Raw genomic sequence first — 17,978 nt, forward strand, 5'->3', positions numbered from 1 at the left:
GCTCTCCGGTTGACAAATTTGGGCTAGGTATTATCGAGTCTCGAAATAGTAATAAGAAATGAGCCTTAAGGGAGGGGTGTATGTCTAAGTTCGCAGCAGGCGGGAATTCTCGTCGTTTCACTAAATTTATGGTTGGTACAGCCGTGTTGGCGCTGGCTGTACCTGGCGTTGCTCACGCGCAGGATCAGCAAGGTGCGGCCGATTCGTCCGCTGAAGCTGGTGAGGACATTATTGTTGTCACCGGTATTCGTAGCTCGCTGCAAAGCGCGCTCGGCGAGAAGCGGAACGCTGAAAGCTTGGTCGAGGTTATTCAGGCCGAAGATATCGGTAAGCTGCCTGACCAAAACTTGGCTGAAGTTCTTGAGAACGTAACAGGTGTGCAAATTACACGCCGCGCTGGCGTTGGTTCAGGGGTTCAGATCCGTGGTACCAATGACAACCGCGTTGAAATCAACGGCGTTGGCACCGTGGGTTCGGGAACGGGCCGCGGCGGCATCAGCTTTGAGGACATCAACGCAGCGATCATCGCTTCGGTTGAAGTCACTAAGGCGCCAACCGCTGCCACCACCGAAGGTTCTGTGGGCGGTACAGTCAATCTGCGCACTATCCGCCCGCTCGATCTGAGCGATCGCGTTCTGACATTCAGGGCTCAAGGCGAATATAGCGAGCTGTCTGATAGCGTTACTCCGAGGTTCTCCGGTAGCTTCGGCGACAACTGGGATGTAGGCGGCGGCCGGATCGGCCTTGTGCTTGCTGCAAGCTATGCTGAGCAGGAAGCTACATCATTCCGCCCTCGTGTTGACCGCGATACGTTGATCGAGACCACCGACGGCGGCGTTACCGCTGCTGGCGCTCCTGGGCCAAACTTCGATTATCTCGGCATTCAATTCCTCAATCAGGAACTTGAGAATTTCGAATACGAGACGATCAACTTCTCAGGTACTTTGGAGTTCGAGCCTAGCGACAATCTGAACTTCTTCTTCGACATGATCTATAACGATCAAGAGCGTCGCCAGGATAGTTCGCGGATCCAGGGTTCTGGCGTTAGTTCGCTGCGTTTCAACAACGTTCCAGACACTTTTGAGACGGTCAACTTCGGATCACTTAGCGGTGTGAATCTGGGAAGCATCGAAGCAGCGCTTACCGGCACAATCCAGCCAAATCTGGCGCGCGATGATGATGATCCGAACCTTCGCTTCTCAAGCGATACAGGTGCGCGTTTGACGACCACACAAGTTTACCGCCTCGGTACCGAGTGGGAAACTGGTGACCTGACTGTTCGTGTAGAAGGATCGATCACAGAATCCGACACGACCAATCCTAACCTCAGCACGACGCTGAACTTCATCAACCCCAACCCGCTCACGCCTCTCGACGGAGTGAGCAACGACAATAGCGTCCCGTTCATCTACGATCTTTCGGGCGGCGCGCTGACATTTGGCGTTGATTTTGCCTCACCATTCGCGCCAACCGTCGCTGACTTGCTGAATCCGGCCAACACGGTGCTGGATGCGATCACGGCGAGCCGCAATGCGACCGAGAATCGTGAAGATGCGGCTCGTATCGATCTGTCTTACGACACCTATGAGAGCCTCGGCTTCATCACTTCGGTTGATGTGGGTTACCGCTACAACAAGACCTCGACTCGCTTCGATCAAATCCGTTCTACATTTGGCACCGGCGCGATCGCAAACAGCCCAAGTGGTTCTTTGTTCGCAGGACTCCTCGTCCCGGGACCAAACAACTTTGATGCTGCAGATGGCCGGACACTGGCTTTCCGCAACTTCCTCGTTGTTGATCCAGATGCGGCATTTGATGATCCAGATGGTACCTTGGATACATTGCAGGCCGCGCTTGCGACAACCAATGGCTCTATCAACGACCCAAGCTTTGACCCGACCGCTTCCTTCGAGATCACCGAGAAGACGCATGCGCTTTACGGTCAGCTGAATTTCGAGTTCGGTCCCGTTCGCGGTAATGTCGGCGCTCGGTGGGTAGACACGAGCATTCAATCGCTGGGCAACGGTGTTGCTGCTGGTGTGGTAACTCCGCTTAATTCAACTGGTAGCTACTCTGAGTTTATGCCTCGGATTAACGTGATCGCTGATGTCAGCGACGATATCGTGTTCCGTGCAAGCTTCGGCGAAGACATTAATCGTCCGGACTTTAACGATCTGTCGCTTTCGGTGAACTTCCCAACCGGTCCGAACAACGCCGTGAATATCGGTAATCCGAACTTGGCGCCTGAGACGGTGACGTCATACGATGCCTCGCTCAGCTGGTATTTTGCACCGGCAGCGGTATTCAGCGTCGGCGTGTTCCATAAGGATCGCACCAACCTGTTCGTAACTCAGGAAGAAGCGGCTGCATTGGATGCCAATGGCTTCCGTGACATCACAGACCCATGCGAAGGCGGCGGTATTTTCAACCCGCTTCCAGATCGTAACGTTCTGTCGAATGTACCGGGCAATGGTTTGTGTGTTCCTATCCAAACAATCGTCAACGACCCTGGCACGACATCGCAAACTGGTATCGAAGTTGCTTTCCAGTACGACCTCTCCAGTTTTGAGGATACACTCGGCTTCGCATCGGGCTTCGGTGTGATTGCTAACTATACGTATCAGGAGTTCAGTGGCGGTACGCTTACGAACACTTCGGATGCGGATAGCCGCGGTACGGAAATCCTTGAATCGAGCAGTGGCCTTACTGGACCGTTCACCCGGGTGCAGGGTTTGCTGGACTTCTCACCTCATGCTTACAACGCAACGTTGTTCTATGATAAGTATGGTCTGTCAGCCCGCCTGCGTTACACTTGGCGTGATGCGTTCCGTACGCTGGATACCGCCGCTGGTGCGAGCCTCGGTAGTACGATCGGTTTCCCGGTTGTCACTGAATCCAGAGGCCAGCTCAACGGCAGCATCAACTATGATGTGACAGACAATATCAACATCGGTGTTGAGGGCGTTAACCTGACGAAATCCAAGATTACACAATCTTGTGTGAACTCGGGCGCTCTGTTGTGTTTCCAAGGTCTGCCGGATCGCCGGATTACATTTGGCGCGTCGGTTAGCTTCTAATCAAAATACACAGCGGTGGTCATGATGTGATCGCCGCTGTGATCCAACTGTCAGTCGGCTGTCACGCTGGGGGCGTGATGGTTAGACCATAGAATGGCCTGTCCGCTCTTACTCCCAAAGAGCTGGTGGGCCATTTTTTGTTTCGGTTCAGTCCGCCAACAAGAACGGCGAGTCACTCGGTGACCGATGCTCATCGGCAACATAATTTATGGTCTGGCAAAATTTCAGACCAATTCTAAAAATAGGTATGATGGTCAGGTTGACATAATGGGCCTGTGGTCTATCCCAAGGGAAAATTAGATCCAATGGGAGGATTGAATGTCAAAGAATGGCCGTTTTGGTGACGCTCAGTTGCGTCAAACTCGTTTTCTCAAAGCGTTGATGACTGGCGCGGCTGTGTCTGCGCTCGCGATGCCGTCCGTGGTTGCCGCGCAGGATTCTGATCCGGCGGAGGCGGCAGTTGAAGATGATGATCCGATCGTCGTTTCTGGTATCCGCAGCACAATTCAAAACTCGATTGAAGAGAAGCGCGACTCGGTTGAGGTTTTCGATGCTCTTTCGGCTGATGAGATCGGCGATATCCCGGCACTTTCTATTGGTGAGGCCCTTGAAACGCTGACTGGTGCCGGTTCGCACCGAGAGCAAGGTGGTGCGACGGAGATTTCCATTCGCGGCCTTGGCCCTTTCCTTGGTTCGACGGTCATCAATGGGCGCGTCGCCACCAATGGCAGCGGCGACCGGTCGGTCAATTTCAGCCAATTCCCTTCCGAACTGTTCAGCAAGGTTGGCATCTACAAGACGCAATCTGCGCGCTATATTGAGGGTGGTGTCGCTGGCCAGATCGTGCTCGAAACAGTCAGGCCATTGGACTACGGTAAGCGCCGTATCCAAGGCGAGGTTAAGGCTGAGATCAATCCTAACAATCTCAACATCGATCCCGATCAGCGCTTCAACAAGTTCGGCTATCGCGGCTCGCTGAGCTACGTGGACCAATTCAATGTCGGTGATGGTGAGCTCGGCATTTCGCTTGGATACGAGCGTCGTGACTCTAACAACCCTGAACAAGAGAACGGTGTTTCCAACACAATTCGAGCCTGCTCTTTCAATCCGGCCCTGGATGCTGAGAATGACGGCATTGTCCACGAGGACAATTGCGATACCGACACAAGTGGTATCAATGCTCTTGGCTCTATCTTCGCTGGTCAAGAGCCGTTCGCAATTGCCCGTAACAGCTACTCGTTCCGGTCAAATATCACCGACGATAATCGCGACGCATTCTTTGGTGCGATTCAGTACAAGCCATCGTCCGATGTCGATATCAATGCCGACTTCCAATATTCGAAACGGCTTTTCCGCGAGCAGCGCAGCGATCTCATTTTCTCTGAGGGGCGCCGGATCACTCCGGATGGCGACCTTAATAACATTGCTGCCGATCTTGGTCTCGGCGATAATTTGATCACCACGGATTCAGGTGCTCTTCGCTTGTTCACTAACGAAACGCGCGTTGAGGCGGGTAGTGAATATCTGGAGCGTGACGAAGAATATTATGGCGGCGGCTTGGCGCTGGATGCGCAAGTTTCTGACCGGTTAAAGATTTCGTTGGATGCCTCTTATTCACGCACAGCGCGCATTGAGCAGCAGATACAGGCTCGCTTCAGAACCGATAGTGTCGGATCAATCTTGGGCACTTTCGATGCAAATGGCGATCGGGTCCTTGTTGAAGTGACCGAGGACAACGGTGACACCAATCGTGACCGGGTGGAGACGCTGACGCAAATCTTCCAGAATGGATCGCAAGGTGTGAACTTTATTGTTCAGAACTTCGACGTCACAGATCATAATCTGTTTGCTGGCGACGCGCGTCTCCGCATTGACCTCGACCAGAACCGGGTCAACGAAGTTTGGGCTGTTCGCGGCGATGTTGAGTATGAACTAAACGGATTCTTCTCGACGTTCATGGCAGGTGCCCGGTATCAAGAGCTTTTCTATTCAAGCACTCCTGGTGGTTCCAATGCGACGAGAGGTTTCTCGCGATTTGAATTTACGGGCTATGATCAAACTCCCGTAACGGGTGCATTGGCGGCAGCCAACCAAGAGTGCCGGACACCATTCCCAGAAACCGACTTCTTGTCGGCAATTTCCGGAGGAAACCCTCTTGTGACCAACGTTGATGATGCGGGTAACGTCATTGGTACTGCAAACTCGTTTGCGACCTTCGATGCGCGTTGCATTGTTCGAGTGCTTGAGCGTGAAGATCCCCAAGGCGTTCAGTTTGATGCCGATGGCAATGTTGTGTTTCCAGATGGTGAATTTGACTCGATCCAGAATTCGGAAGTCAGAGAACGTTCTTGGGCGCTCTACGGCCAGGCAAATTTCGATACTGATCTGGGCAATGTTCCGTTGCGAGGCAATGCTGGGCTAAGGGTGGTCGGAACGTCGGTCATTTCCGATGGCTTCCGTGGGACCTTGTCTTCGGTGACCGCTGCTGACGGGACGGTTTCGATCACTCAGGATAATGGCAATATTGTGCCTACCACTGCCAGGAATTCATACACAGAGTTCCTGCCAAGCTTCAATGCGGTTGCCGAATTCCAGCCCGATCTGCTTGGTCGCTTTGCGGTCTATCGTGCGCTCTCTCGCCCTGATCCATCGGATTTGAGTTCTGGGCGGACGTTCACCGGATCGACGGATGATAGCGATGACGCGACGAGTATTGGTGAAATTGTCGGTACGGCAAATGCCACCGGTAATCCGTTCACAGATCCGCTGCTGTCATGGAACTTCGATGCGGGCCTCGAGTGGTATCCGAACGACGACACCATTCTGGCTTTCAATGCCTACTACAAGAGCTTCAACGGTGGATTTGAGACTGTCGGTCAATTCGAGACCTTTACGGTCGACGGCCAGGATCTCAACGTCCTGGTCACCACTGCGAATGTGAGTGACCAGACCAGCACCATTTACGGTCTGGAGATCACCGCGGCCCACCGCTTCAGCTATCTACCCGCGCCACTTGATGGTCTCGGATTTAAGCTGAGCTATAACTACGCTGACTCCGATTTCGAATTTGAGGACGATACGCTGGGTGCGATTACTCGGGTCAATGATGATGGCACAACCACCACAAGCCCTGGCATCATTGCTCCGGCAAACCTGTTTGGTTTCTCCAAGCATGTTTTGTCGGCTCAGGTATATTACCAGCTTGGTCCGATCGATCTGCAGGGCGTCTACAAGTACCGCAGCAACTATTTCCAGCAGTTCATTGGTACGCCGGGGCGCATCCGGTACACCGACGATGTGAATGTGTTTGAGGCGCGTGCCACGATCAAGCTGACCGACAATGTTCGGTTCTCACTTGAAGGGCTCAACCTGTTCGATAATCCCCGCACCGACTTCCGCGGAGCACCGGATGATCTGGGGCAGGTTCTGGTCTACGGTCCGCGTTACTTCGCAGGTCTTCGCTTCAAATTCTGAGCTTTGGCTGGCGGCCGCTCCACCGAGTGCCGCCAGCCAACCTTCTCGACTGGATAAATTAAAGCATTTCGGCTAGGAAATTGGCATAGATGTTTTTTCTGAGGGGTGACGTGCGGCATGAGCACAAAGAGACTTTTTCAATCAGTGGCAGAACAGATCTCCACTTTGATCGATGAAGGCGCTTATCCGCCAGGAACAAGGCTGCCGGGTGAGCGTGAGCTTGCCGAAAAATTGGGTGTAAGCCGAGTCACTATCCGCGAAGCAGAGATTGCGTTGCAGGCAATTGGTCGGTTGGAAATTAAGACCGGCTCGGGTGTCTACGTTAGCGAAACCAAACCGGAACTCGGTGAGGCATTGCCCAGTGCAAGCGCATTTGAAGTGACAGAGGCGCGTCTGCTGGTCGAATCTGAAGCGGCGGCGTTGGCGGCGCACAATATCACTGACGAAAGTGTCCTGCGGCTCGGTCAATTGATCAATCAAATGCGGACTGGCTCTGAAGACGAAGCGAACGAGGCGGATGAAGAGTTCCACCTTACCATTGCCGAGGCCTCGAATAATGTCGCAATGGTGCATACGATCAAGTCGTTATGGCGCATGCGGGAAGAACTGCCTGAGGTAAAGGCGACCTATGCGGCGGTTTGTGTTCACGATGCTGAATCGCGGACGGAAGAGCATAAAGCAGTGTTTGATGCGCTGAAAGCGCGTGACCCCGCTGGAGCGCGTGCAGCGATGCGTGAGCACTTCCACCGGCTGATCGACAATATGCTCGATGCGACCGAGCGCCAGGCCCTTGAAGAAGTGCAGCAACGTGCATCGGCAAGCCGCGAGCGTTTCGCGGCGGCTTCCAAGATTGCCTAACCAAACTGGCATTACAAATATTCTGAAAATATCAGTCCAAAGTGATTGACAGATTCTGATTCTGTCCGTTATCCCACTCGCAAGCTAATATCAGCGAGGGAGGGGATAATGGCTCGATTGATTGCTTTTTTGGCGTTGTTGTGCGCGTTCCCTGTGCAGGTTAGCGCTGAGCGCTATTTCGTGGCCGATCAAGCCGAATATGCAGCTGCTGCAAAGCAGGCTGAAGCGGGTGACCAGATTGTTCTCGCAAACGGCGAATGGCGTAACTTCGAAATGGTTATCACCGGCGAGGGCGAAGCTGGCAAACCGATAACGGTTACCTCTGAAGAAGCAGGCAAGGTCATCTTGACCGGCCAATCGAGCCTGAGGATCGGCGGCGAATATATCGTCGTTTCCGGTCTGGTGTTTAGGGACGGTTACAGCCCGCGCGGAGAAGTTATTTCCTTCCGCCGGAGCAAGAAAGATCAGGCTCATAACAGCCGTGTGACTCAAACCGTGATCGATAGTTTCAGTAAGCCTGACCGATATGAGTCCGACTATTGGGTCGGGGTTTACGGCAAGAACAATCGTTTTGATCACAATCACCTTGTCGGCAAAACGAATAAGGGGGTCACCTTCGCTGTTCGGCTCGACAGTGAGGAGAGCCGTGAGAACAATCACAGGATCGATCACAACTATTTCGGGCCGCGCCCTGTTCTCGGATCCAATGGCGGCGAAACACTTCGCGTCGGAACCAGTCACTATGCGCAGTTCAATTCGAACACGCTTGTCGAAAACAACGTGTTTGATCGCACGGACGGTGAAGTGGAGATCATCTCTTCAAAGTCTGGCGGCAATATCTTTCGTGGCAATCTGTTCTTGCGCTCGCGCGGGACCCTGACCTTGCGTCATGGAGATGGCAATCTGGTCGAACGCAATATCTTCATGGGCCACGGCAAGGACTATACCGGCGGCGTTCGCGTGATTAATCGTGATCAGATTATTCGCGACAATTATATGGAGGGGATGCGCGGTACTGCATTCTCTAGCGCAATTGCTGTGATGAACGGCGTGCCTAACTCTCCGGCAAATCGCTATGTCGAAGTCGAGAATGCGCAGATATCTAGAAATACGGTTGTCGATAGCGCGCGAATTACGCTTGGGCTTGGTGCCGATGAAGAGCGCTCGGCTGTTCCAACAAAGACGACGTTCTCGAACAACTTGCTGAGCGGCACCGACAAAGGTACATTTATCCAAGTCGATGCCGACATTTCAGGTGTCACTCTTAGCGGTAACCGCGTTCTTGCTGGTAAGCTCGATAGCGCTCTGTCCTTGATCGAGGTAGCCCCGATCGAGCTCGAGCGCGGCGAGAATGGGCTGCTCTATCCGGTCGATCCTGAGCTGGCCGATGTCGGTGCCCCGCGCGATCTGCAGCCGGTCACTCTCGATCAGGTTGGCGTCGCATGGTATGCGAAGCCTTCGGATGACGGTCCTTTCGGAACCAGCGGTACGGTCACACAGGTTGTACCGGGCTATGACACGCTGGTCACAGCCATTGCGGCAGCGAATGCCGGTGATGTGCTGATGCTGGGTGCTGGCGAATACATCGTCGAGCGAACTATACCGCTGGACAAACCGCTAACAATCAAAGGCGCTGTGGCGGAGGGTGCTGAGGTCGCCGTCATCAAGTTCGCGCGACCATCACTGCTTGAACTTCGCGAAGGTGCAGATTTGCAGCTTCTCAACTTGGTCGTCGATGGCGAACTTGCGCCGGACTCGGTCGGGAACTCGATGATCCGCACAACGACCTTCCCGATCCAATCAAATATGCAAATCGAGTTCGATGGCGTTTCTGTCCGCAATCTGACAGTCAATAAATCGTTCAATGTTCTAACTCTCGGCAAGAGCTCGCTGGCGGACCGGGTTTCGATTCGAAACAGCGCTTTTGCTGACATCTCTGGCGCTGTTGTAGCCGCGGCGGCCGAGACTGAGGATTACGGCCAATATAATGTCGAATATCTCGATATCGTTGAAAGCAGTTTCGCAAATATCGGTGGGCCGATTGCCAACATCTATCGCGGTGGCCGCGATGAAAGTACCTTCGGGCCTTATGTGAATATCAGCGGCAACGCTTTGGCCAATGTCGGCAAAGCCGCAACAAACGGCTCTGGCGCGGCAATCAACCTTCATGGTGTTCAGACGGCGAAGCTATCGCGGAACGCGCTTGCAGAATCGGCACCGCTTCGGATCGTTCATACGGTGGGAACACCCAAGACTTCTGTAACCGACAATAGCTTCGCTGAAACACCTCCGCCTTTGTTGGAAGAGTTGATCTTCGACGGTGATCCGCGTGTCGACATGTCGGGCAACACGTTTGATGGAGCGCCAATCGAATGAGGCATCTACTCCTTATCTTTGCCGCGTTGATGCTGGCTGCTGGCGGATTGGTATTCCCCGCACATGCAAAGGCCAACGGCGCCGAGCAAACTGCTTTGCCTCCGCTGTACAAAGCTGAAATGGAGCGAGCGCGGGAGCTTGTCTCCGGAATGATAGAGCAAGGTGTTGTCGTTCCGGTGCCCAAGGATCCCGGCGGCGGTTACACGCATGAGCAGCATAAGCGGAACTTCCGCGCGATCCATCTGGCTGGCCAGCTTTTCCGCATTACCGGCGACGTGAAGTACCGCGATTATGTTCGCGATAATCTGCTGGCTTATGCCGATCTTTACCCCACTCTTGGCGATCATCCGGCTAAGGCAAACCAGAATGTCGGTCGGCTTTTTTGGCAAGTTCTGAACGATGCAATGTGGCTGGTTCACACGGTTCAAGGCTACGGCGAAATTCGCAATACATTGACTGCAGAAGAGCGGGACCGGATCGACAATAACGTGTTCCGCCCTGCTGCTAGGTTCCTTTCGGTCGATTCCAAGCGGACATTTAATCTGATTCATAATCACGCGACATGGGCGACTGCGGGTGTCGGCATGACCGGCTATTTGCTGGGTGATCAGGATATGGTCGACCGTGCATTGCTTGGCTCGGACAAAAGCGGTGAAACCGGCTTCCTGCGCCAGACCGAACTGCTGTTTTCGCCTGACGGCTACTATACAGAAGGGCCATATTATCAGCGGTTCGCGCTTCTCCCCTTTATGGCGTTCGCCGATGCTATTTCGAAGAATGAACCCGAACGGCAGATTTTCGAGCATCGCGATGGCATTCTGAAGAAAGCGCTGACCACGACCATCCAACTAACCTATGGCGGGTATTTCTTCCCATTCAACGATGCCATTCGCGACAAGAGCCTGAACACTGCAGAGCTCTATGAAGGCGTAGCGATTGCATACGCTGAAACTGGCGATCCTGGCCTGCTGGGAGTTGCCGATTTTCAAGGCCGTACAGTTCTAAGCGAGAACGGTCTGAAGCTTTCCCGCGATCTTGCTGAAGGCAAAGCCAAGCCATTCGATTTCAAGTCGATGCTGCTCAGCGACGGGCCTGAGGGTGATGAAGGCGCTGTTGCCGTGTTCCGCCATGGAACTGGCCCAAAACATACCGCACTGGTCGCTAAGAATAGCTCGCAGGGCATGGGCCATGGCCATTTCGACAAGCTTAGCTGGCAGCTTTACGACAACGGCAATGAGATCGTGCGCGATTACGGCGCGGCGCGTTTCCTGAATATCGAAGCGAAAGAGGGCGGACGCTACCTGCCTGAAAATGAAAGCTGGGCGAAGCAAAGCATCGCGCACAACGCTTTGGTCGTAAACGAGACTACCCATTTTGATGGAGACGCTGAAGTAGCAGACACGTTTGCGCCAGAGCAGCTCTACTTCTCGGCTGAGACAGGTTTGAAAGTCAGTACGGCGACCATCAACACAGCCTATGCTGACGTCACGATGACCCGCTCGCTTGTGATGATGAATGTCGAAGGTCTGGACGCACCGGTAACAATCGATCTCATGCGAGCTAACGGGGAAGGCTCGCTAACGTTCGATCTGCCGCTGCACTATTCCGGCCATATTATGGAAACCGGCTTTGAACCGCAGCGCAATGTCGTGTCGCGACCGGTGCTTGGCGCCGATGATGGCTATCAACATATCTGGGTCGATGCGACCGCTACGCCGACAGCAGACAAGGCTTTCATGACCTGGTTGCTCGACGGCAGATTCTACACCTATCGCTTCGTGCCGCAGGACAATTTCCAAGTCATTCTCGCTGAGAGCGGAGCGAATGATCCGAATTTCAATTTGCGCCGTGAGCCTATCGCGCTCCAGCGCATCAGCGATAGTGACCGCGCGACTTTCGTCAGCATCATCGAGCCGCACGGCCTCTATGATGGCGCGACCGAGCAAACCATCGACAGCAGAAGCCTTGTCGCTTCGCTTCGGCATATTGAACAATCGGAATACGACATTGTGATCGTCGAAACCAAAAGCGGCGCAAAGACCGCTTTGGCGATCTCTTACGACAATGACCCAGACAAACAGCACAGCGCTACCATAGACGGACAAGATGTTTCGTGGACCGGTTTTGCTGCGCGGATCAAGCTGGGCGGGGGAGGAAACTAACATGGCCACCAAAGTGCAAAGCCAAAGCGAGGCATTCGTCTCGGCAAATGCGGTCCCGAAAGAGGATGTCGGCGGTGGAATTTCGCGCCAGATTCTCGGCTATGGGCCGGATTTGATGATCGTGCGTGTATGGTTTGAAGAGGGTGCGGTCGGCGAAGTTCACGCGCACCCGCACAGTCAGTCGACATTGGTTGAAAGCGGCAAGTTTGAAGTGTTCGTCGATGGCGAGAAGAAAGTGCTCGGTGCCGGTGACAGTTTTTATATCGCACCACACCTCGACCACGGGGCGGTGTGTCTTGAGCCGGGGGTTCTGATTGATACGTTCAGCCCCGCTCGCGAAGATTTCTTGGGGGAGGGCTGATCCATGAAGGGTAAGTTTCGTTTCTGGATCGTGGGCCTGGTCGCCCTTGCGACGATCATCAACTATATTGATCGCGGTGCACTCGGCTTTCTGTGGCCCGAGATCTCTGAAGATCTCGGCCTGACCAAGACCGACTATGCGATTATTCTCAACGTCTTTACCTTTGCCTACGCATTTGGTCAGACGCTGTTCGGCAAGATATTCGACTGGATTGGTGTCCGGCTTGGCTTCGTCCTCTCGATTGTCGTTTGGTCAGCAGCTACCATTTTGCATGCCTTCGCAACCAACTTAATGAGTTTCGCGATTTTCCGGGGCCTGTTGGGCGTGTCCGAGGCTGGCAACTGGCCCGGCGCTACTAAGGCGAATGCCGAATGGTTCCCGATTAACGAACGTGCTTTGGCGCAAGGTATCTTTAACTCCGGTGCGGCCATTGGCGGGATCGTGTCGGCACCGATCATCGGTGTGCTGTTCGTGTTCCTAGAGAGTTGGCAGGCAACGTTCGTGGCCATCGGTGTGCTTGGTTTCCTGTGGCTGATCCCCTGGCTGATCGTTTACAAATCCGGCCCGGAAGCGCACCCTTGGCTCTCCGAAGAGGAGCGCCAGTTCATTCTGACCGGTCAACGCGATCAGGAAACGAATGAAGTCGCGACCTATGCGCCCGGCTCTGGAGAAATACTCTCGCGCAAAGAGAGTTGGGGCGTCATCCTCGCTTCGTTTTTCCTCGACCCGATCTGGTGGCTGTTTATCGGCTGGTTGCCTCTGTATCTGAACGAGACTTACGGCTTCGGCGTCGAAGAAATCGCCACCTATGCTTGGATACCATATGTCGGTGCCATGCTCGGCGCTTGGTTCGGCGGCCTCCTGGCGCAGAACCGGATTAATGCGGGCTGGAGCGTCAACAAGACGCGCAAGTCCGTCATTTCGCTGGGCGGTGTGATCATGCTGATCTTCTTGTTGGCAACGACACAGGCCTCGACACCGTTCTTTGCGGTAATGCTGATGGCGGCGATCCTGTTTGGGTTCCAGACAGCGGTCGGTAATATCCAGACGCTGCCAAGTGACTATTACAGCGGCAGTTCGGTCGGGACTCTTGCAGGCTATGCGGGTACTGCCGCAAAGCTTGCGGTTGTTCTGCTGAACTTCCTGATCCCGATTTTGACCGTGGACAGCTATACGCCGGCATTTGTTGTCGGCGCGGGGCTGGCGATCATGACGGTCCTCTCGGTGCTAATACTCTGCCCGAATATCAAACCACTCAAACCAAAATCCGCATGATGCGATCAATTCAAACAACAGGGACTACACAATGAAATTTGCAGGCAAGACAGCGATCGTAACCGGTGGCAGCCGCGATATTGGCCGGGCTATCTCGGTCAAACTCGCCAGCGAAGGCGCCAATGTGGTGGTCAATTACTTCAGCAATGAAGCCGATGCCGACGCAACGCTGGCCGCTATTGAAGCCGCTGGTGCCGGTAAAGCTATCAAGGTCAAAGCTGATGTCACAAAGGCCGACGAGGTCGCGGCGCTCGTCAAAGCTTCGCAACATGCGTTTGGTGATGCAATCCATATCCTTGTCAACAATGCAGGCGGTTTGGTGGCGCGCAAAACGCTCGGCGAGATGGATGAAGAGTTCTTCAACTATGTCATGCAATTGAACGTCACATCGACCTTCCTGGCGACGCAAGCAGTTGTACCGCATATGGGTGAGGGTAGCGCGATTGTTAATCTGGCCTCGCTTGCTGGGCGTGATGGTGGCGGGGGCGGTGCTTCGGCCTACGCTACATCAAAAGGTGCCGTGATGACCTTCACGCGCGCTATGGCGAAGGAACTCGGTCCAAAAGGTATCCGCGTCAACGCGCTGTGCCCGGGCATGATTGCGACGGCGTTCCATGACAAGTTCACACCGGATGCAGCACGTGAAAATGTAGCCAACGCGACTGCGTTGCGCCGTCAAGGTCGCGCCGAGGAGACCGCGGACACTGTGGCATACCTTGCATCAGATGATGCGTCGTACATCACTGGCACCAATATTGATATCAATGGCGGCCTCGCTTATTCGTAAGTCTGCCAGCTCTCTAACTCTCTCCCTCGGGACTACTACAATGACGCAATTTCTATCGTTCGGCGAAATCATGCTCCGGCTCAAAACGCCGGGGCATCAGCGCTTTTTCCAGTCGCATGAGTTTGAGGCGACGTTCGGCGGGGGTGAGGCCAATGTCGCTGTTGCTCTGTCGAACTATGGCCTTGATTCCGGCTTCGTCAGCGCTCTGCCGGACAACGACATCGGCGAGAACGCGATCATGGAACTGCGCAAGTTCGGGGTTGATACTGCGCATGTCAGCCGTTCCGGCGATAGGGTGGGTATCTACTTCTTGGAGACAGGTTCCAACCAGCGCCCTTCGAAAGTTGTCTATGACCGCGCGAACTCGTCGATCTGCAATGCAGATGCAGATGAGTTTGATTGGCCGGCGATCTTCAAAGGCGCGAAGTGGCTGCATATAACCGGCATTACTCCGGCGCTGAGCCAGTCGGCTGCTGACCTGTCGATGGACTGCGTCAAAGCGGCCAAGGCGGCTGGCGTCACTGTATCGTGCGACTTCAATTTCCGCGGCAAGCTGTGGAACTACGGTAAGACTGCACCCGAAGTGATGCGTGAGCTCGTCAAATATGTCGATGTTGGCATCGCTAACGAGGAAGACTGTCAGAAGTCGCTCGACATTACGGTTGATGTCGATGTGGAATCGGGTGAGCTTGATACGGCGAAGTATGAGGCGCTGGGCCAGAAGGTGCTCGACATCTATCCCGAGATGCACACCATTGCGATCACGCTGCGTGAAAGCCTCAGCGCTGACCGCAACAACTGGTCCGCCTGTCTGCGCACGCGCGAAGGCGGCTTTATGCTCTCAAAGAAATACGAGCTGACCGATATCGTCGACCGTGTCGGCGGCGGCGATAGCTTCGCTTCAGCGCTCATCTATGGTCTCAACGCTTACGAAGATCGCCAGCAGAGCTTAGAGTTCGCTGTCGCAGCGAGCGCGCTCAAGCACACGATCCTCGGCGACTTCAACCGAGTCACCGTACCAGAGGTCGAGAAGCTCATGTCGGGCGATGGATCAGGCCGCGTACAGCGGTAAACCAACGAACCTATTGAAGAATTAGTGGCGGTTGGGCTGTTGCAGCCCAACCGCTTTTCCTTCTATCCACTCGCGAGTGCGATGTGCCGTTTCATATGATGATCAACATTGCCGAACTCGGCGTCGAAGATCGTCAGGCGCTTGAAATAGTGACCAATCGCTAGCTCATCAGTCATGCCCATACCGCCATGGATCTGGATCGCTTCCTGCCCAACATGATGGGCCGCTTGGCCGATGCGGACCTTCGCTGCAGAAACAGCGCTCTTGCGTTCAACTTCTGACTCACCGAGCTTTAGTGTCGCCAGATAGGCCATCGAGACCGATTGCTCATATTCAACAAACATATCGACCATACGGTGCTGCAACACTTGGAACTTGCCGATCGGCGTACCGAACTGCTTGCGCTGGCGCGAGTATTCGACAGTCATTTCTTGCGCGCACTTCATGGCACCGCAGGCTTCGGCACATTGTGCGGCAGTAGCTTCGTCGACGACCAACTCGATCAGCGGTAGCGCTTTGCCTTCCTCACCAATCAGTGCATCTGCGCCCACTGATACATTCTCGAAGTAGACATCCGAAGCACGGCGTCCGTCGACAGTTGGATAGTCGCGAGTCACGACACCATCAGCGTTTTTGTCCACGACGAATACCGAAATACCATCATGATCACGACGCTCTCCTGACGTCCGGGCGGTTACGATTAAGTGCGATGCCCATGGCGCTGCAATGACGACTGCTTTGTGGCCATTGAGAACATATCCGTCACCATCCTTCTTCGCAGTCGTTTCAAGATCGGCCAGATCATAGCGACCACGCGGTTCGGCATATGCAAATGCATAGACGCGGCTGCCATCGACGATGCCGCCAATATGTTCTTCCTTCTGCTCTGCAGAGCCTGCATGTTTGAAGAAGCCGCCCGCACAGACCACTGTCGGCACATAAGGCTCGACCACCAACCCGCGGCCGAACTCTTCCATTACAACGAGTGAATCAATTGCCCCGCCGCCGAAGCCGCCATCCTCTTCTGAGAAAGGCATGCCGAGCAGGCCCATCTCGGCAATCTGAGCCCAAAGCTCTGGACGCCAGCCGCTGTCGCTCTCGATCACGCCGCGGCGTGTTTCAAAGTCGTAACTTTCGCGCACCAGCCGGGTCAGGCCATCGCGCACCATCGTTTGTTCTTCGGTAAAGTTAAAATCCATTAGAGTCTCTCCGGTGCGGTGCTTACAGGCCCAAAATCATCTTGCTGATGATGTTGCGTTGGATCTCGTTCGAGCCGCCGTAAATCGATGTTTTACGCATGTTGAAAAAGGATGCAGCTGCATGTTGCGCATAATCGGGTCCGATCGGATATTCATTCGATCCAGCATCGGACAGGTCGCGATAATAAGGTGTGCCGTAATGACCAACAGCTTCCAGCGTCAGCTCTGTCAGGCGCTGTTGGATTTCAGTACCCTTGATCTTCAGGATCGAGCTTTCTGGTCCTGGGCCACGACCGGCTTCTTCACCAGCGAGCGTCCGCAGCTCGGTGATTTCCAGTGCTGCCAAATCAATATCGAGTTGGCTGACTTTACGAGCAAAATCGAAGTCCTGCATCAAAGGCTTGCCGTCGAGCAATTCCTTATCCGCGATTTCGCGAAGCTGTTCGACCGCACGTTTTGACCGCGCAACGCCGGCAATGCCTGAACGTTCGTGTGCGAGGAGGAATTTGGCATAAGTCCAGCCCCTGTTCTCTTCACCTACCAGATTTTCAACCGGTACGCGGACATCGGTGAGCCAGGTCTCGTTGACCTCATATCCGCCATCGATCAGCTTGATCGGACGGACTTCAATGCCGGGGGACTTCATGTCGACTAGAATGAAGCTGATGCCTTCTTGCGGCTTGGCTGCATCGGGATCGGTGCGGCACAGGAAGAAGCCCCAATCGGCGTGTTGCGCCAATGTCGTCCAGGTCTTCTGACCGTTGATTACATAGTGATCGCCGTCCCGCACTGCTGTTGTTTTCAGCGAAGCAAGATCGGAACCTGCACCGGGTTCACTATAGCCCTGACACCACCACACATCGCCGCTGCGGATACCGGGCAGGTGCTGTTCTTTCTGCGCTTCATTGCCGAAAGTGTAGATCACCGGACCAACCATCGATGCGCCAAATGGGAGCGGCATAATCGCATTGATCCGTGCGTTCTCTTCCGACCAGATATAGCGCTGTGTCGGTGTCCAGTCGGTGCCGCCATATTCGGCTGGCCATGCCGGAACTGACCAGCCTTTCTCGCCCAGCACTTTATGCCATGCGACCATATCCTCAGGGGACAGATCATCGCGCAGGCCGTCTGCGGAGACATTCTTAGGGTAGTTCTCCTCGATGAAGGTGCGCACTTCGTTACGAAATGCGGTCTCTTCGGTGCTGAAATCCAGATTCATTGTGAGGCTCTCCTGAAGCGTATGAGACGCTACTTACACGTCTGTCAGGAAGAGAAAAGAGGGCTAATCCGATATGCAACGCGGTGCATTTGCACTAGCTTGACTGGCATGGCAGCAC

11 protein-coding genes are annotated in these 17,978 nt (G+C 54.3%); 9 read left to right on the forward strand and 2 right to left on the reverse strand.

What is annotated here, in order from left to right; translation table 11 throughout:
* Window positions 1-80: 80 nt before the first annotated feature.
* From J9777_RS13890 to J9777_RS13930, 9 genes are all read left to right on the forward strand, one after another.
* On the forward strand, window positions 81-3,077 hold the full coding sequence (locus J9777_RS13890; RefSeq protein WP_209349386.1) for a TonB-dependent receptor: 2,997 nt from the start codon (window positions 81-83) through the stop codon (window positions 3,075-3,077).
* A 318-nt stretch (window positions 3,078-3,395) separates the two neighbouring features.
* Window positions 3,396-6,551, forward strand: a complete 3,156-nt coding sequence (locus tag J9777_RS13895; protein WP_209349387.1) for a TonB-dependent receptor — start codon at window positions 3,396-3,398, stop codon at window positions 6,549-6,551.
* A gap of 144 nt (window positions 6,552-6,695) precedes the next feature.
* Window positions 6,696-7,409, forward strand: a complete 714-nt coding sequence (locus tag J9777_RS13900) for a FadR/GntR family transcriptional regulator (protein ID WP_348632011.1) — start codon at window positions 6,696-6,698, stop codon at window positions 7,407-7,409.
* Window positions 7,410-7,517: 108 nt separating this feature from the next.
* Window positions 7,518-9,785 carry a polysaccharide lyase 6 family protein gene (locus J9777_RS13905; protein ID WP_209349389.1) on the forward strand — a complete coding sequence of 756 codons (2,268 nt, stop codon included), beginning with the start codon at window positions 7,518-7,520 and terminating at the stop codon, window positions 9,783-9,785.
* The gene (locus tag J9777_RS13910) at window positions 9,782-11,947 is read left to right on the forward strand and encodes a heparinase II/III family protein (protein ID WP_209349390.1); all 2,166 of its coding nucleotides are present in this window, start codon (window positions 9,782-9,784) and stop codon (window positions 11,945-11,947) included. The genes J9777_RS13905 and J9777_RS13910 overlap by 4 nt, the downstream gene beginning before the upstream one ends.
* 1 nt (window position 11,948) lies before the next feature.
* Window positions 11,949-12,308, forward strand: coding sequence for a cupin domain-containing protein (locus tag J9777_RS13915; protein WP_209349391.1), 360 nt, complete (start codon window positions 11,949-11,951; stop codon window positions 12,306-12,308).
* Between the two features lie 3 nt (window positions 12,309-12,311).
* Window positions 12,312-13,583, forward strand: coding sequence for an MFS transporter (locus tag J9777_RS13920; RefSeq protein WP_209349392.1), 1,272 nt, complete (start codon window positions 12,312-12,314; stop codon window positions 13,581-13,583).
* A gap of 31 nt (window positions 13,584-13,614) precedes the next feature.
* Window positions 13,615-14,370 (forward strand): glucose 1-dehydrogenase, encoded by a 756-nt coding sequence (locus tag J9777_RS13925; RefSeq protein WP_209349393.1) that lies wholly within the window; start codon window positions 13,615-13,617, stop codon window positions 14,368-14,370.
* 40 nt (window positions 14,371-14,410) lie between these two features.
* Window positions 14,411-15,442, forward strand: coding sequence for a sugar kinase (locus J9777_RS13930; protein WP_209349394.1), 1,032 nt, complete (start codon window positions 14,411-14,413; stop codon window positions 15,440-15,442).
* Between the two features lie 62 nt (window positions 15,443-15,504).
* Here J9777_RS13930 and J9777_RS13935 read toward each other — a convergent pair whose 3' ends face one another.
* Window positions 15,505-16,641 carry an acyl-CoA dehydrogenase family protein gene (locus J9777_RS13935; protein ID WP_209349395.1) on the reverse strand — a complete coding sequence of 379 codons (1,137 nt, stop codon included), beginning with the start codon at window positions 16,639-16,641 and terminating at the stop codon, window positions 15,505-15,507.
* 22 nt (window positions 16,642-16,663) lie between these two features.
* Window positions 16,664-17,860 carry an acyl-CoA dehydrogenase family protein gene (locus J9777_RS13940; RefSeq protein ID WP_209349396.1) on the reverse strand — a complete coding sequence of 399 codons (1,197 nt, stop codon included), beginning with the start codon at window positions 17,858-17,860 and terminating at the stop codon, window positions 16,664-16,666.
* Window positions 17,861-17,978 lie beyond the last annotated feature (118 nt).

Origin of the sequence: Pontixanthobacter sp. CEM42, from assembly GCF_017812015.1 — a bacterium.
In the GTDB taxonomy this organism is placed as follows: domain Bacteria; phylum Pseudomonadota; class Alphaproteobacteria; order Sphingomonadales; family Sphingomonadaceae; genus Pontixanthobacter.

Excerpts from the sequence above, each read along its gene's own strand:
- J9777_RS13890 (WP_209349386.1), top strand. The coding sequence starts at position 81 with ATGTCTAAGTTCGCAGCAGGCGGGAATTCTCGTCGTTTCACTAAATTT.
- J9777_RS13915 (WP_209349391.1), top strand. The coding sequence starts at position 11,949 with ATGGCCACCAAAGTGCAAAGCCAAAGCGAGGCATTCGTCTCGGCAAAT.
- J9777_RS13905 (WP_209349389.1), top strand. The coding sequence starts at position 7,518 with ATGGCTCGATTGATTGCTTTTTTGGCGTTGTTGTGCGCGTTCCCTGTG.
- J9777_RS13925 (WP_209349393.1), top strand. The coding sequence starts at position 13,615 with ATGAAATTTGCAGGCAAGACAGCGATCGTAACCGGTGGCAGCCGCGAT.
- J9777_RS13910 (WP_209349390.1), top strand. The coding sequence starts at position 9,782 with ATGAGGCATCTACTCCTTATCTTTGCCGCGTTGATGCTGGCTGCTGGC.
- J9777_RS13940 (WP_209349396.1), bottom strand. The coding sequence starts at position 17,860 with ATGAATCTGGATTTCAGCACCGAAGAGACCGCATTTCGTAACGAAGTG.
- J9777_RS13935 (WP_209349395.1), bottom strand. The coding sequence starts at position 16,641 with ATGGATTTTAACTTTACCGAAGAACAAACGATGGTGCGCGATGGCCTG.
- J9777_RS13930 (WP_209349394.1), top strand. The coding sequence starts at position 14,411 with ATGACGCAATTTCTATCGTTCGGCGAAATCATGCTCCGGCTCAAAACG.
- J9777_RS13895 (WP_209349387.1), top strand. The coding sequence starts at position 3,396 with ATGTCAAAGAATGGCCGTTTTGGTGACGCTCAGTTGCGTCAAACTCGT.
- J9777_RS13920 (WP_209349392.1), top strand. The coding sequence starts at position 12,312 with ATGAAGGGTAAGTTTCGTTTCTGGATCGTGGGCCTGGTCGCCCTTGCG.